This window comes from Micromonospora sp. DT44, assembly GCF_049841635.1.
Taxonomy (GTDB): Bacteria; Actinomycetota; Actinomycetes; order Mycobacteriales; family Micromonosporaceae; genus Micromonospora.
Window position 1 is genome coordinate 24,510 of the sequence record NZ_JBNCKS010000014.1, and the last position, 14,042, is coordinate 38,551.

The window sequence follows — 14,042 nt, forward strand, 5'->3', positions numbered from 1 at the left end:
CCTGACCGGCAGTCCATCGGGATCAGGGGCCGCCGGAGGCGTCCAGGTCGGCCAGCCGGTCGTGCAGTCCGGCGAAGAGGGCCGGCGGGGCCGCGATCACCAGGTCCGGGCCGGCCGGGCGACCGGCCAGGCCGGCCACCCGAGCGCCCGCCTCGGCGGCGACCAGGCCTCCGGCGGCCTGGTCCCAGGCCGACAACCCCTTTTCGAAGTACGCGTCCAGCCGCCCCTCCGCGACCATGCAGAGGTCCAGCGCGGCGGCGCCGAGGCGGCGGATGTCACGTACCGAGGCGATCAGTCCGGCCACCACCGACGCCTGGTGCGCCCGACGGCCGGCGTCGTAGCCGAAACCGGTGCCGACGAGCGCCTGCCCCAGGTCGGTCTCACCCGAGCAGCGCAGCCGGACGCCGTCGCGCCACGCCCCGCCGCTGGCCGTGGCGGTCCACTCCTCACCGGTGTGCACATTGCGCACCACGCCGGCGACCACCGTCCCGTCCACCTCGGCGGCCAGCGACACCGCGCTGTACGGCAACCCGTAGAGGTAGTTCACGGTGCCGTCGATCGGGTCGACGATCCACCGCACCCCGCCCGGCGCCACCGGACCGGTGTCCGTCGTGCCGTACTCCTCGCCGAGGACCGCGTCCCCCGGTCGAAGCCGACGCAGGGCGTCGAGGACCTGGCGCTCGACGGCTCGGTCGGCGGCCGTCACCACGTCGGTGACCGTGCTCTTGGTCGCCGCCACGGAAACTCCCTCGACCCGCATCTCGTACGCGGTCGCCGCGGCGTCCCGCGCCACCTCGATCGCAATCGCTAACAATTCCCGCGGTAGCGGTGCCGAACGGTCCATTCCAGGGTCCCCTTCCGGCACGACCGGGGCGTTGCGAGCCGTGCGCGAGTATCATCCTTACAAAGTCCACATCTGCGCCGAATCGGCGGTCCCGCCGCCGTTACGCCGTGCGGCGCAGGATGATCGCCGCAGACGGCGTTACAATTCACCCCTGCCCACGCGCCACGGACCGCCGAGACCACGGCCGGCCCGGGACACGGGGGTCCCTCAACCACATCGCCCGGCCCGGTTGACCCGCCGTGTCGGACGACCCGGCCGTGCCCGCTCTTCGCCTCCGGAAGGTCATTCGTGACAGAACCCCGCCAGCCCGGCGCCGACGTTCGCTCGCTCACCGACACCCTGATCGCCCATGCGCAGAGCGCTGGCGGTCAGCTCACGTCGGCGCAGCTCGCGCGCACCGTCGAGACCGCCGAGGTGACTCCGGCCCAGGCCAAGAAGATCCTGCGGGCGCTCTCCGAGGCCGGAGTGACCGTGGTGGTGGACGGCTCGGCCAGCACCCGCCGCCGGGTCGCCGCAGCTCGCTCGACGACCCCCGCGTCCCGAGCCACCACCGCCAAGACGACCAAGAAGGCCGCCGCGCCCGCCCCGAAGCAGGCGCCCGCCTCCGACGAGGCGCCGGCGACGCCCGCCCCGCGCAAGGTGGCCGCTCGCAAGGCCGCCGGCAGCACCGCCGGGGTCGCCGCCGCGGCAGCCACCCCGGCCAAGGCGACCAAGTCCACCCGCGCGACCAAGGCCACGGTGGCTGCGGCGGCCGGCGCCAAGCCGGTCAAGGCAGCCGGCAAGGGCGAGGGCGCCGAGGGTGAGATCGACCCGGAGGAGCTCGCCGCCACCATCGAGGACGTGGTGGTCGAGGAGCCGGCCGAGCTGGCCCAGGCCGCCGAGACCGACGCCGCCGCGTCGGCCACCGACAACGACTTCGAGTGGGACGACGAGGAGTCCGAGGCGCTCAAGCAGGCGCGGCGCGACGCCGAGCTGACCGCCTCCGCCGACTCCGTCCGGGCGTACCTGAAGCAGATCGGCAAGGTCCCGCTGCTCAACGCCGAGCAGGAGGTGGAGCTGGCCAAGCGGATCGAGGCCGGGCTCTACGCCGCCGAGCAGCTGCGCGCGGCCGACGAGGGCGAGGAGAAGCTCGCCCGGGAGATGGTCCGCGACCTGGGCTGGATCTCCCGCGACGGCGAGCGCGCCAAGAACCACCTGCTCGAGGCGAACCTCCGTCTGGTCGTGTCCCTGGCCAAGCGGTACACGGGACGCGGCATGGCCTTCCTCGACCTCATCCAGGAGGGCAACCTCGGTCTCATCCGGGCGGTCGAGAAGTTCGACTACACCAAGGGCTACAAGTTCTCCACGTACGCCACCTGGTGGATCCGGCAGGCCATCACCCGCGCCATGGCCGACCAGGCTCGCACCATCCGTATCCCGGTGCACATGGTCGAGGTCATCAACAAGCTTGGCCGCATACAGCGTGAGCTGCTCCAGGACCTGGGCCGCGAGCCCACTCCGGAGGAACTGGCCAAGGAGATGGACATCACACCCGAGAAGGTGCTGGAGATCCAGCAGTACGCTCGGGAGCCCATCTCGCTGGACCAGACCATCGGCGACGAAGGCGACAGCCAGCTCGGTGACTTCATCGAGGACTCCGAGGCCGTGGTCGCCGTCGACGCCGTCTCGTTCTCGCTCCTGCAGGACCAGCTCCAGCAGGTGCTGCAGACGCTCTCCGAGCGTGAGGCGGGCGTCGTACGGCTGCGCTTCGGCCTGACCGACGGTCAGCCGCGGACGCTGGACGAGATCGGTCAGGTCTACGGGGTGACCCGGGAGCGGATCCGCCAGATCGAGTCCAAGACGATGTCCAAGCTGCGACACCCGTCCCGGTCGCAGGTTCTCCGGGATTACCTGGACTGAGCCTGTTTCGTCAACCGAACGTGTCGTTTTGACCACCTGGCGTGCAACGCCAGGTGGTGATCGTCCGGATGCACGAATGTGATCGTTGACGTGGCACCCTGGGTTCACGGCACACTGTCCCTGCCATGTGTGACCTCGGTCCCCCGCGGGCACACAGGGAAGGCAAGGCCCAGCACGGGTGTTGCACGATAGGTGAGCAACGACCGAAGAGATTGTTCATCGGTGACGACCAGAGGAGGAAGGCGATGACCCCGACCCTCACGCCGCCGCCCGAGACGGTGGCTCCCCCAGCCGCCGATGAACGGTGCGACCGCTGCAATGCTGCCGGCAAGCTCCGTATCTCTCTCTCGGGTGGGAGCGAGTTGGTGTTCTGTGGGCACCACGCGAACAAGTACGCGGAGGATCTCGTGAAGATCACCGTTCGGTTCGCGACGGACCCTGAGTTCAGCTGGCGTGGCGCCGATTTGATGGCGAACTAAGTCCGCAACCGACATAGCCGACCGGAGGTACCCCACACGGGGTGCCTCCGGTCGGCTATTTCCGTCCGGCCGGGCCAGCCGAGCGCCCGCCAAGATCCACGCAACTCCAGGGATGTTGCTGGTTCCGACGCACGGGAGGCAGCAACATCCCCGAAGTTGTGAAGATCTTGGGCATTGCGCCCCGCACCCGCACCCGCACCCGCACCCGCACCCGCACCCGCACCAAGATCGTGCTCGAACCAGGATGTAGTGGCCTCACAGACCCGTGACACCACTACATCAATGATCGAGCACGATCTTGGCGTGGTACCCGACACGTGGGGCCGCCCGGGCCGCCTGGGGTGCGGGGGGTCCGGAGGATGCCCGGCGTGGCGGAGGCGCGGATGCGACCCGCGCGTCCGTGCTGGGGTCGTGGGGTGCGTGGGGTCAGAGGGTCTGCACGGTGGCGATGCGTTCCTCGAGCTGCTCGATGGTGGCCTGGGCGCTCGGCGGCCCACCGCAGAGCCGGCGCAGCTCGGCGTGGATCTTGCCATGCGGCTGGCCGGTGCGGTGGTGCCGGGCGGCCACCAGAGCGTTGAGTTGGCGCCGGAGCGCCACACGACGCTGGGCGGCACTCAGGGGTACCGGAGGCGCCGCCACGGGCGCAGCGGCCGGCTGAGCGGCCCGCTCGGCGGTACGGCGACGCTGGGCGGCGAGTTGGTCCGCCTGCCGCTTGGTGAGCAGCAGGGAGACCTGGTCAGCGGTGAGCAGACCGGGCAGGCCCAGGTACTCCTCCTCCTCGGGCGTACCGGCCTGCGCGGCGGTCCCGAACGACGCGCCGTCGAAGATCACCTGGTCCAGTTCGGCGGTGGCCGAGAGCGCGGCGAACCGCTTCTCCAGCTCCCCGCTGGCCTGGTCGTCGCGCTGCGCGCGTTCCAGCAGGTCGTCGTCGAGGCCGTCGGAATCCTTGGGCTTGCCCAGGACGTGGTCCCGCTCGTTCTCCATCTCGCTGGCCAGCCCGAGCAGGTGCGGCACGCTGGGCAGGAACACCGAGGCGGTCTCACCGGGGCGGCGGGCCCGCACGAACCGGCCGATCGCCTGGGCGAAGTACAGCGGGGTGCTGGCGCTGGTGGCGTAGACGCCGACGGCGAGCCGGGGGATGTCGACGCCCTCGGACACCATCCGCACCGCGACCAGCCACCGCTGGTCAGACGCCGCGAACGTCGCGATCCGCGCGGACGCGCCCTGGTCGTCGGAGAGGACCACGGCGGCCTTCTCACCGGTCACCTGCTCGATCAGCTTGGCGTACGAGCGCGCAGTCTGCTGGTCGGTGGCGATGATCAGGCCACCGGCGTCGGGCATCCCGGCGTTGCGCAGCACGGTGAGCCGGGCGTCGGCGGCCCGCAGCACCTGCGGCATCCAGTCCCCCGCCGGGTCCAGGGCGGTACGCCACGCCTGCGCCACCAGATCCTGGGTCATCGGCTCGCCGAGGCGGGCCGCCAGCTCGTCCCCGGCGTTGGTACGCCAGCGGGTCTCCCCCGAGTACGCGAGGAAGAGCACCGGCCGGACGACCCCGTCGCGCAGCGCGTCGGCGTAGCCGTACACCGAGTCGGCCCGGGAGCGCAGCAGCCCGTCACCGCCCCGCTCGTACTCGACGAACGGGATCGGGTTGTCGTCGGAGCGGAACGGCGTGCCGGTGAGCATGAGTCGGCGTACGGCCGGCTCGAAGGCGGCCTTGACACCGTCACCCCAGCTGCGGGAGTCACCGGCGTGGTGGATCTCGTCGAGGATGACCAGTGTGCGACGGGTCATCGTGCGTCGCCGGTGCACCTGCGGGGCCATGCCGACCTGGGCGTAGGTGATCACCGCGCCGTGGAAGTCGGCGGCGGAGTGCACGTCGGCGTTACGGAACGCGGCGTCGAGCTGGATGCCCACCCGGGCCGCGGCATCGGCCCACTGGGTCTTCAGATGCTCGGTCGGTGCCACCACGGTGACCGCCTCGACGGTGCCGTCGGCGAGCAGTTCGGCAGCGATGCGCAGGGCGAAGGTGGTCTTGCCAGCGCCCGGGGTGGCGACCGCGGTGAAGTCGTCGGTACGTCGGCGCAGGTACTCCACCAGGGCCTTGCGCTGCCAGGCACGCAGTGCCGGGAACGTCTCGAGCACCGGCGTCCGGGCTGCCACGCGAAGCTCCTCTCCGACCGCACCAGGGCGGACACCGGGCGAGGGCCACGAGTACCGCCGCCCATGAAAACGCCTCCGCGCAGAAGCTGCCGCGAAGGCCGACTCAGCATAACCAGCGCGCGCCGGCAGGCCCAGGCGACGCCACGCTGGTCACATTCGCAACGGCGGCGGAGCGGACCTCACCAGGGGTCGCCGGTGTGCGGTGGACGCAGGGTCGCTACCGGCGCGGACCAGCGTCGACGCAGCGCGACCAGGCGCAACCCGAACACGCCGACGGCGGCGGCGGTGAGCGGCACCGGGCCGGTCTGGCCGGTCAGGTGGAGCAGAGCCACCGCGACCGATCCGACCAGCGCGGCCACCGCGTAGATCTCCCGGCGCAGCACCACCGGGATCTCCGCGGTGAGCAGGTCCCGGCCGAGCCCGCCGCCGATGGCGGTCAGCATGCCGATCAGGCAGGCGCCGACGGCCGGCACCCGGGCGTCGAGCGCCTTGAGCGTGCCGGTCACGGTGAACAACGCGAGGCCCGCCGCGTCGAGCACCAGCACGGTGGTGCGCAGCCGGGCGAGTTGCGGGTGCAGCCAGAACACGGCGACCGCGGTGATCGCGGCGGTCGCGGCGTACCGCCAGTCGGCGAAGGCCAGCGGTGGCACCTCGTCGATGACGAGGTCGCGGAAAATGCCGCCGCCGAGCGCGGCCACGAAGCCGACGAACGCGACGCCGAAGAGGTCGAGCCGTTTGGCCACCGCGGCCGAGGCCCCGGAGGCGGCGAACACCGCGACACCGGTCAGGTCGGCGAGGAGCAGGGCGGTGGAGGTGGTCACCGCCGCAGGCTACGTCGCCGGCCGAAGGACCGGCCGGGGTTCACTCGCGGTACGAGTCGTAGATCTCCTTGCACTTGGGGCAGACCGGGGAGCCCGGCTTGGCCGCCTTCGTGACCGGGAAGGTCTCTCCGCAGAGCGCGACGACGTAGGTGCCCATGACGGCACTCTCGGCGATCTTCTCCTTGCGGACGTAGTGGAACATTTCCGGACCCGTGTCGGCGTCCTTCAGCTCCGGACGCTCGAGAACCTCTGTGCTCACGTCTGCACCTCCAACCGACAAGTTTGGCAGGTCATCACGGCCGGGTCCACTTGAGGCCGGCCGGCGTCCGACCCCGTACGGTGCCCGTGTGACTGACTTTCGCATCAGCTACGGCACCGAGGTCGCCGCAGCCCTGCGCGACGGCCGACCCGTCGTCGCCCTGGAGAGCACCATCGTCTCGCACGGCCTGCCCCGCCCGCAGAACCTGCGGGTGGCGCGGGAGATCGAGCAGGCGGTCCGGGACGCCGGGGCGGTGCCGGCGACAATCGGCATGATCCGTGGCGAGTTGGTGGTCGGTCTGGACGACGCCCAGCTGACGCGACTGGCCACCGTCGATGGTGTGACGAAGCTCTCGGTGCGCGACCTGGCCGTGGCGGCGGCCACCGGCGCGGACGGCGCCACCACCGTGGCCGCGACCAGCGCGGTGGCCGCGGCGGCCGGGATCGGGGTGTTCGCGACCGGCGGGTTGGGCGGGGTGCACCGGGAGGCGGAGCACACCTTCGACGAGTCGGCTGACCTCGTCACCCTGGCCCAGACGCCGATCACGGTGGTCTGCGCCGGCGTCAAGTCGATCCTCGACGTGGGCGCGACATTGGAGCGCCTGGAAACCCTCGGGGTCGCCGTACTCGGCTACCGCACCCGACGGTTCCCCGGCTTCTACCTCACCGACGCCGGCTTCGACCTGGACTGGTCGGTGGACTCGCCGGAGCAGGTCGCCGCCGTACTGGCCGCCAGGGACGAGCACGCCGTGCACACCGGCGCGCTGCTCGTCGCCAACCCGCTGCCGGTCGACGAGCAACTCGACCCCGAACTGCACGACCGGACCCTCGCCGACGGCCTGGCCCTGCTCGAGCGGGACGGGGTGACCGGCAAGGCCGTCACGCCGTACCTGCTGGCGCATTTCCACTCGGCCACCGAGGGCGCGAGCCTCACGGTCAACATCCGCATCATCCTGCGCAACGCCGATCTGGCCGCGCGCATCGCGGTCGCCACGGTCGCCCGCGCCTCCGCCGTCCCGGCATGACCCCTGGGACCCGGGTGGTCGTCGTCGGAGACGTGATCACCGACGTGGTCGCGGTGCTCACCGGGCCGCTCGCGGCCGGCACGGACACCGCCGCCGAGATCAGCCTCGGCGGCGGTGGGCAGGCGGCCAATACCGCCGCCTGGGTGGCGGCCCAGGGGTTCGCCGTCACGCTCGTCGGCGCGGTCGGCGATGACGACGCGGGGCGCGACCGGGCGGCCGAGTTGGCCCGTGCGGGCGTGGACTGCGTCCTCGATCGGGTGCCGGGCGTACCCACCGGCACGGTGGTCGTGCTGACGGCGGACGGCGAGCGGACCATGGTCACGTCGCGGGGCGCGAACCTGCGGTTGAGCGCCGAGCACGTCGACAAGGCCATCGCGGCGGCGCCCGACGCGGGGCATCTGCACCTGTCCGCGTACACCCTGTTGGACGCCGCGTCGCGCGCGGCGGGGTTGCGGGCGTTGGCCGCCGCCCGCGAGCGCGGGCTCACCACCAGCGTCGACGCGGCCTCCGCGGGGCCGCTGCGGCGCGTCGGCGCGCGGACCTTCCTGGGTTGGGTACGCGATGTCGACCTGCTCCTGGTCAACGCGGACGAGGCCACGGTGCTGGCCGGCGGTCTGGACCCGGCGGCGCAGGGGCGGGCGTTGTCGGCGACGGCCCGGCGGGTGGTGGTCAAACGTGGCGCGGCGGGGGCGGTGTGGGTCGAGGGCCGCCCGGCCCTGGTCAGCGTGGCGTCGGCCCGGCGGGTGGCGGTGGTGGACGTCACCGGGGCCGGCGACGCCTTCGCGGCCGGTCTGCTGACCGCCTGGCTCGGCGGCGCCACCGCGACCGCGGCCCTGGACCGCGCGACCGAACTGGGGGCGCTGGCCGTCTCCAGTGTCGGCGCCCGACCACCGGCCTGAGGCGTCGGAGCCCTGGCCCGCAGGGCGGGTCAGGGCTCGACGTCGATGATCTTGTGAGGGCGCTCCTCGGCGGTGAGGCTCATGGGTGGGGTCTCGACCCGCCGCCGGGGGTGGAACCGGTTGGACAGCCGGTGCTCCTCCTTGGGCGGCCGGTCGTTGGCCAGCAGCACGGCCAACCACGGGATGAGCACCATGCCGACGGCGCACAACGGCAACCAGAGCCAGAGCAGGGGGGCTTTCGCGCCGACCAGGATCGCTCCGGCGACGATGCAGGCCACCCGGATGCCCATCATGAGGACATAGCGGCGCTGACGGCTCGTGAGCTGATCGTGCTGGCTGCGCGAGGCATCGGTGATCAGAATCGGCTCGTACGCCTGACGCTTCACCAGGAACCTCCTCGAGGGGATTACGCCCCATCCTGTCACCACGAAGCCGTGATCAGCGAATATCGAGCCATCCCGGTACGTGTTACGCGCGTGGTACGCTGCGCGACGTGGGCAGCAGGTTCAGCTTCACCGACGAGGCGTTGGCCAACCTCAGGGTCTACGACGTCACGCCCGGGGAAGTCTGGGAGGCGCTGCACAGCGCGCGACGGGTCATCCGCCACCTGGGCGACGACGTGATGGTGGTCTACGCCGCCGCCCGCCGGGGCCGTCGCCTGGCGGTGCTGCTCGCCGAGGCCGATGGCACCGACAACGACTGGGACATCCTCTCCGCCCGCGAGCTGAGCGACGTCGAGTCCAAGCGCTACGACGAGGCCGTGCGGAGAGATCGCCGATGAGGGGGGCCGTGACGATGCACCGCAACGACGCGACGAAGCAGTTCCACAGCGGCGACGACCAGCTCGCCGAGCTGATCGACGAGAGCCCCGCGGTGGACCTGCCCACACCCGACACCGACGTGCCGATGGTGAGCCGGTCGGTCCGGCTGCCGCTGGAGACCTACGAGCGGGTCCGCGCCGCCGCCGACGCCCGGGGCATCGGGGTCACCACGCTGATGCGGCAGTGGATCGAGGCCGGCCTCGCCGACCTGGACGACTCGGCCACCGTCTCGCTGGCCGACGTCCGGCGCGCGCTGGCCTCCCTGGCGCACCCCACCGCCGCCTGAACGTCAGCCCTGATCGGCCTTCGCCGCCGCCTTCATCTGCTGCTTGTACTCCCGCACCCGGCGCAGCGAGTCGGCGTCGGTGACGTCCGCCACCGACCGGTACGCGCCGGGGTCGCCGTACCCGCCGGCCGCCGTCCGCCAGTCCTGCGGGGTCACGCCGAACCGCTTGCCCAGCAGCGCCACGAAGATCTGCGCCTTCTGCCTGCCGAAGCCGGGCAGGTCGGCGACGCGTCGCAGCAGCTCCGGCCCGTCGGCGACGCCCGACCACAGCAGCGCCGCGTCGCCGTCGTAGCGCTCCACGAGCACCCGGCAGACCTCTTGCACCCGCGTCGCCATCGCCTTCGGGAACCGGTGCAGGGCGGGCGGGGTGGCGAAGAGCGCGATCAGCGCCTCGGTGTCGTAGCCGGCCAGCTCCGCCGCGTCCAGGTCGTGACCGAGCCGCTGAGCCAGCACGTACGGCGAGGAGAACGCCTTCTCCATCGAGACTTGTTGATCAAGGACCATGCCGACCAGCAGGGCCAGCGAGCTGCGCTCCAGCAGACGGTTGGCCTCGGGGTCGATGGGGAGCACGAGCGTCATGGCCACCATCCTGCCCCGCCCGCCGACCCGGTCGGACACCGACGCTCCGACGTCCGTCGGCGGGTGCCGCCGACTCGGGACGCGACGCGGGGCAGGATGGCGACGTGGACGAACACGACATGCTGCTCTCCCCCGCCGGCGTCGACGCCCTGCGGACCGCGCTGACCCGGGCCGGGTTCACCAGCAACGGCATCGCCGAACGGCTCGGCCCGCAGGCCACCGCCTCGGTCGCGCGCAACGACTACCGGGCCGCGCTGCGCGGAACCGAGGACCGGGATTCGCTCGCCACGCTGATCCGGCTGTTCATCTGCGACCAGACCGAACCGGAGGCCGCCGTCGCCGCCGCGTTGGCCCCGCTCGGGCTCGCCGAGGCGCTGGCCGGCGGGATCGTCGAGCGGTACGACGAGGGCCTGCGCGCCGGCGTCGACCTGGAACCGTACGGCGACGACTGGTGGGTGCTCGCCGACGTGCCGGCCTCGGCTCGGCCCGGTCGACCCCTGCACGCCGAACACGTGCTCGGTATCGGCGGCGCCACCCACACCCTGATCGGGGCGACCGTACGCCGGCCGGTCGGCGCCGCCCTGGACCTGGGCACCGGCTCCGGCGTCCAGGCCCTGCACCTCGCGACCCACGCCGACACGGTGACCGCCACGGACCTCTCCGATCGGGCCCTGCGCTTCGCGGCGACGAACGCCGCCCTCAACGGCCAGGACTGGGAGCTGCTGCGCGGCGACATGGTCGCGCCGGTGGCCGGCCGACGATTCGATATGGTGGTGAGCAACCCGCCGTTCGTGGTGGGCCCGGGCACCACCACACACGTCTACCGCGACTCGGGTCGGGTGGGTGACGCCATCGCCGCCGAGCTGGCCGCCGCCGCCCCCGGCCTGCTCACCGAGGGCGGCACCATGCAGTACCTCGCGAACTGGGTGCACGTCGCCGGTGAGGAGTGGGACGAGCGGGTGGCGGGCTGGTTCGCGGGTACCGGCCTGGACGCCTGGGTGATCCAACGCGAGGTCGCCGATCCGATGGCGTACGTCGACCTGTGGCTCACCGACGTCGGTGAGGGCACCGACCCGCAACGGGCAGCCGTCTGGCTGGACTGGTTCGACCAGCACAAGATCGAGGCGATCGGCTTCGGGATCGTGTCGCTGCGCCGCGGCGGCCACGCCGATCCGGTGGTCCGCGTGGAGGACCTGCGACAGCGGGTCCAGCCGCCGCTGGGCGACCAGATTGGCGCGTGGTTCGACCGCCAGGACTTCCTGCGGGTACGCGACACGGAGGCGTTGCTCGCCGAACGCTACCGGGCCGCCGACGGTCTCCAGCTCCGCCAGGAGGCCACCATGGGTGACGAGGGCTGGGCGGTCGACCGGCAGGTGCTCGCGATGCCGCACGGCCTGCGCTGGACCGAGGAGATCGACCCGTTGGTGCTGGCGCTGGTCGGCGGGGCGGACGGCCGCCTACCGCTCCGCGACCAGCTCGCCCTGCTCGCGGCCGCCCACGACGTCGAACCCGCCGAGATGGCCGAGGCCGCCGGCCCGATCGTCGCGCACCTGGTCGAGCGCGGCTTCATCGAGCCGGTGACCGAGTGATGTCGCCAACCGGCGCGTCGACGCTGCTGCCGATTCCTGCGGCGACGCTGCTGCCGATTCTTGCGGCGGCAGTGGTGCCCACGGCGGCGGCGCTGGTGCTGGTACCTGCGGCGGCAGTGGTGCCGACGGTGGCGGTGGTGCGCTGATGCGGGCCGTGGTGCAGACGGTGGGGCGGGCCAGCGTGACGGTGGACGATGAGGTCGTCGGTGCGATCGAGGACGGCCTGCTGGTGCTGCTCGGCGTGACGCACACCGACACCGCCGAGACCGCCGAGACGATGGCCCGCAAGGTGCACGAGCTGCGCATCCTGGACGACGAGCGGTCCGCCGCCGACGTCGGGGCGCCGATCCTGGTGGTCAGCCAGTTCACCCTCTACGGCGACGCCCGCAAGGGCCGCCGTCCGAGTTGGACGGCAGCGGCCCCCGCCGAGATGGCCGAACCCCTGGTGACGGCGGTGATAGAGGCCCTGCGCCAGCGCGGCGCGAAGGTCGAGACCGGCCGCTTCCGCACCCACATGCTCGTGGAAAGCACCAACACAGGCCCCAAAACAATCCTCCTAGACCTCTAATCCCTCCCCCCTCTCCTCCCACCCATCCGCCCCACCCCGTTGATCATGAAGTTATTGCCCGCTGGGCCGGCGTGTCGTGGCAATAAATTCATGATCAACGCCCGGAAGCGACGCCCGGAAGCCGGGGCGGGTCGGGGGCGGGTCGGGGGGCGCAGTCGTTGGGGTTACAGATTTCGGGGAGGATCTGGCGCGATTGCTGTCGGGTCCGCGATCAGCTCACTCCCGTTTCACGTCCCGCCCGCCAAGCTGTGTCTCACACCGGCACCACTGGGCCGGAGACACGGCACAGACGTGGGATACGGGGAGACAGAGATGACCGAACACCGGACGCGCCCGGCCACCAGCACCGAGACCGACGCCCTCACCGACCTGGACGCCACCGACGAGCGCGGCATCTCCACCGACCTGGTCCGGGCGTACCTCAACGGCATCGGCCGGACCAAGCTACTGACGGCCGCGCAGGAGGTCGAGCTGGCCCGGCGGGTCGAGGCTGGACTGTTCGCCGAGGAGAAGCTCGCCACCTGCACTCCGGTCTCGGAGGATCTGCGGTCCGACCTGGAGCTGATCGTCGTCGAGGGCCGCGCGGCCAGGGACCACCTGCTGGAGGCGAACCTGCGGCTGGTGGTCAGCATCGCCAAGCGCTACACCGGACGCGGGATGGCCTTCCTGGACCTCATCCAGGAGGGCAACCTCGGTCTGATCCGGGCGGTGGAGAAGTTCGACTACGCCAAGGGCTACAAGTTCTCCACGTACGCCACCTGGTGGATCCGGCAGGCCATCACCCGCGCCATGGCCGACCAGGCCCGCACCATCCGTATCCCGGTGCACATGGTCGAGCAGGTCAACCGGATGGTCCGGGCCCGCCGCGAGCTGGCGGTGACGCTGGGCCGCGAGCCCAGCGTCGCGGAGGTCGCGCGGGCGCTGGAGATTCCCGAGTTCCAGGTCATCGAACTCATCTCGTACGACCGGGAGCCGGTCAGCCTGGACCAGGCTGTCGGCGACGACGGTGAGAGCGCGCTCGGTGACTTCGTGGCCGCGGTGGACCCGCGTACCGACCCGGGCGAGGGTGCCGCGCACGGCGAGCTGCGCAACGAGGTGAGCATCGTGCTGTCCACGCTGTCGCAGCGGGAGCAGGCGGTCATCCGGCTCCGGTTCGGGCTGGACGACGGCCGGCAGCGCACCCTGGACGAGGTCGGCCGGGAGTTCGGCCTGTCCCGCGAGCGCATCCGTCAGATCGAGAAGGTGACGCTGCTCAAGCTGCGCGCGCCGGAGCGGGCGCAGCGCCTGGAGGCGTACGCCTGCTGACCCGCCCGAAGTTGTGGAAGGCCCTGGCGGTTCGCCGGGGCCTTCCCCCTTGCCGCGATGGTTGACTGGAGACCCCGACGAGAGGCCACCCGTGAACTGGACGCTGGAAGTCGTGATCGTGCCTGTGTCGGATGTGGACCGGGCCAAGAGCTTCTACGCCGACCAGCTCGGCTTCGCCGTCGACCACGACACCGTGATCAGTGATGACGCGCGGATAGTGCAGCTGACCCCGCCCGGCTCGGGCTGTTCGATCGTGATCGGCAAGGGCGTCGTCCCGGAGATGCCGCCCGGCTCGCTCAGGGGCCTGCAGCTGGTCGTGCCCGACCTGAAGCGGGCTCACGCCGAGCTGGTCGAGCGGGGAGTGCAGGTCAGCGAGATCCAGACGCTGGGCGTCAACCCCCGACCGGTGCCCGACCCGCTGGACAATGTCGGCTTCGTCTTCTTCGCCGACCCGGACGGCAACACCTGGGGCGTACAGCAGATCTCCAGCCGCGCCTGAGCGGCGCGCC

17 protein-coding genes are annotated in these 14,042 nt (G+C 71.8%); 11 read left to right on the forward strand and 6 right to left on the reverse strand.

All coding sequences use genetic code 11. The annotated features are described in order from the left end of the window. Nucleotides 1–22: 22 nt before the first annotated feature. Nucleotides 23–844, reverse strand: coding sequence for an inositol monophosphatase family protein (locus tag ACLQ25_RS10645; RefSeq protein WP_425730722.1), 822 nt, complete (start codon nt 842–844; stop codon nt 23–25). Between the two features lie 288 nt (nt 845–1,132). On the opposite strand from ACLQ25_RS10645, the gene ACLQ25_RS10650 reads away from it, so the two are divergent. Together ACLQ25_RS10650 and ACLQ25_RS10655 are read left to right on the forward strand one after the other, a co-directional pair. Then, nucleotides 1,133–2,743, forward strand: coding sequence for an RNA polymerase sigma factor (locus ACLQ25_RS10650; RefSeq protein WP_425730723.1), 1,611 nt, complete (start codon nt 1,133–1,135; stop codon nt 2,741–2,743). 245 nt (nt 2,744–2,988) lie between these two features. Continuing rightward, complete coding sequence (locus tag ACLQ25_RS10655; RefSeq protein ID WP_357393593.1) at nt 2,989–3,222, forward strand: DUF7455 domain-containing protein; 234 nt, start codon at nt 2,989–2,991, stop codon at nt 3,220–3,222. A 426-nt stretch (nt 3,223–3,648) separates the two neighbouring features. Here the strand turns inward: ACLQ25_RS10655 and ACLQ25_RS10660 are convergent, their stop codons facing one another. From ACLQ25_RS10660 to ACLQ25_RS10670, 3 genes are all read right to left on the reverse strand, one after another. Continuing rightward, nucleotides 3,649–5,382 (reverse strand): DEAD/DEAH box helicase, encoded by a 1,734-nt coding sequence (locus tag ACLQ25_RS10660; RefSeq protein ID WP_425730724.1) that lies wholly within the window; start codon nt 5,380–5,382, stop codon nt 3,649–3,651. Nucleotides 5,383–5,561: 179 nt separating this feature from the next. Continuing rightward, a complete protein-coding gene (locus ACLQ25_RS10665; protein WP_357122704.1) occupies nt 5,562–6,203 on the reverse strand; it encodes a trimeric intracellular cation channel family protein in 642 nt (213 codons plus the stop codon). A 40-nt stretch (nt 6,204–6,243) separates the two neighbouring features. Next, on the reverse strand, nt 6,244–6,462 hold the full coding sequence (locus tag ACLQ25_RS10670; RefSeq protein WP_088946800.1) for a DUF3039 domain-containing protein: 219 nt from the start codon (nt 6,460–6,462) through the stop codon (nt 6,244–6,246). Between the two features lie 88 nt (nt 6,463–6,550). Between ACLQ25_RS10670 and ACLQ25_RS10675 the strand changes: the two genes are divergently transcribed. Beyond that, nucleotides 6,551–7,486, forward strand: coding sequence for a pseudouridine-5'-phosphate glycosidase (locus tag ACLQ25_RS10675; RefSeq protein WP_425730725.1), 936 nt, complete (start codon nt 6,551–6,553; stop codon nt 7,484–7,486). Beyond that, nucleotides 7,483–8,385 (forward strand): carbohydrate kinase family protein, encoded by a 903-nt coding sequence (locus ACLQ25_RS10680; protein WP_425730726.1) that lies wholly within the window; start codon nt 7,483–7,485, stop codon nt 8,383–8,385. Before ACLQ25_RS10675 ends, ACLQ25_RS10680 begins: the two co-directional genes overlap by 4 nt. A 29-nt stretch (nt 8,386–8,414) precedes the next feature. Here the strand turns inward: ACLQ25_RS10680 and ACLQ25_RS10685 are convergent, their stop codons facing one another. Continuing rightward, nucleotides 8,415–8,774, reverse strand: coding sequence for a DUF3099 domain-containing protein (locus ACLQ25_RS10685; RefSeq protein WP_425730792.1), 360 nt, complete (start codon nt 8,772–8,774; stop codon nt 8,415–8,417). Nucleotides 8,775–8,878: 104 nt separating this feature from the next. On the opposite strand from ACLQ25_RS10685, the gene ACLQ25_RS10690 reads away from it, so the two are divergent. After that, entirely contained in the window at nt 8,879–9,166 is a 288-nt protein-coding gene (locus ACLQ25_RS10690) for a hypothetical protein (protein WP_124771959.1), read from the forward strand. 14 nt (nt 9,167–9,180) lie between these two features. Then, complete coding sequence (locus tag ACLQ25_RS10695) at nt 9,181–9,492, forward strand: hypothetical protein (protein WP_425730793.1); 312 nt, start codon at nt 9,181–9,183, stop codon at nt 9,490–9,492. A 3-nt stretch (nt 9,493–9,495) separates the two neighbouring features. Here ACLQ25_RS10695 and ACLQ25_RS10700 read toward each other — a convergent pair whose 3' ends face one another. Continuing rightward, the gene (locus ACLQ25_RS10700) at nt 9,496–10,080 is read right to left on the reverse strand and encodes an HhH-GPD-type base excision DNA repair protein (RefSeq protein ID WP_425730794.1); all 585 of its coding nucleotides are present in this window, start codon (nt 10,078–10,080) and stop codon (nt 9,496–9,498) included. 95 nt (nt 10,081–10,175) lie between these two features. On the opposite strand from ACLQ25_RS10700, the gene ACLQ25_RS10705 reads away from it, so the two are divergent. The 5 genes from ACLQ25_RS10705 to ACLQ25_RS10725 all read left to right on the forward strand — a co-directional run bounded on the left by ACLQ25_RS10705 (nt 10,176) and on the right by ACLQ25_RS10725 (nt 14,032). Beyond that, nucleotides 10,176–11,660 carry a DUF7059 domain-containing protein gene (locus tag ACLQ25_RS10705; RefSeq protein WP_425730727.1) on the forward strand — a complete coding sequence of 495 codons (1,485 nt, stop codon included), beginning with the start codon at nt 10,176–10,178 and terminating at the stop codon, nt 11,658–11,660. Next, entirely contained in the window at nt 11,657–11,806 is a 150-nt protein-coding gene (locus ACLQ25_RS10710; protein ID WP_425730728.1) for a hypothetical protein, read from the forward strand. The genes ACLQ25_RS10705 and ACLQ25_RS10710 overlap by 4 nt, the downstream gene beginning before the upstream one ends. Further along, nucleotides 11,806–12,228: a D-aminoacyl-tRNA deacylase gene (gene dtd / locus ACLQ25_RS10715; RefSeq protein WP_425730729.1), complete on the forward strand. Its 423-nt coding sequence runs from the start codon at nt 11,806–11,808 to the stop codon at nt 12,226–12,228. Before ACLQ25_RS10710 ends, dtd begins: the two co-directional genes overlap by 1 nt. A 312-nt stretch (nt 12,229–12,540) precedes the next feature. Then, a complete protein-coding gene (sigB, locus tag ACLQ25_RS10720; RefSeq protein ID WP_425730730.1) occupies nt 12,541–13,533 on the forward strand; it encodes an RNA polymerase sigma factor SigB in 993 nt (330 codons plus the stop codon). A 91-nt stretch (nt 13,534–13,624) separates the two neighbouring features. After that, on the forward strand, nt 13,625–14,032 hold the full coding sequence (locus ACLQ25_RS10725; RefSeq protein WP_425730731.1) for a VOC family protein: 408 nt from the start codon (nt 13,625–13,627) through the stop codon (nt 14,030–14,032). Nucleotides 14,033–14,042: the final 10 nt, after the last annotated feature.

What these genes read in the sequence shown, in the direction of transcription:
- ACLQ25_RS10680 (WP_425730726.1), top strand. Translation starts at nt 7,483, where the DNA reads ATGACCCCTGGGACCCGGGTGGTCGTCGTCGGAGACGTGATCACCGAC.
- dtd (WP_425730729.1), top strand. Translation starts at nt 11,806, where the DNA reads ATGCGGGCCGTGGTGCAGACGGTGGGGCGGGCCAGCGTGACGGTGGAC.
- ACLQ25_RS10655 (WP_357393593.1), top strand. Translation starts at nt 2,989, where the DNA reads ATGACCCCGACCCTCACGCCGCCGCCCGAGACGGTGGCTCCCCCAGCC.
- ACLQ25_RS10695 (WP_425730793.1), top strand. Translation starts at nt 9,181, where the DNA reads ATGCACCGCAACGACGCGACGAAGCAGTTCCACAGCGGCGACGACCAG.
- ACLQ25_RS10645 (WP_425730722.1), bottom strand. Translation starts at nt 844, where the DNA reads ATGGACCGTTCGGCACCGCTACCGCGGGAATTGTTAGCGATTGCGATC.
- sigB (WP_425730730.1), top strand. Translation starts at nt 12,541, where the DNA reads ATGACCGAACACCGGACGCGCCCGGCCACCAGCACCGAGACCGACGCC.
- ACLQ25_RS10700 (WP_425730794.1), bottom strand. Translation starts at nt 10,080, where the DNA reads ATGGTGGCCATGACGCTCGTGCTCCCCATCGACCCCGAGGCCAACCGT.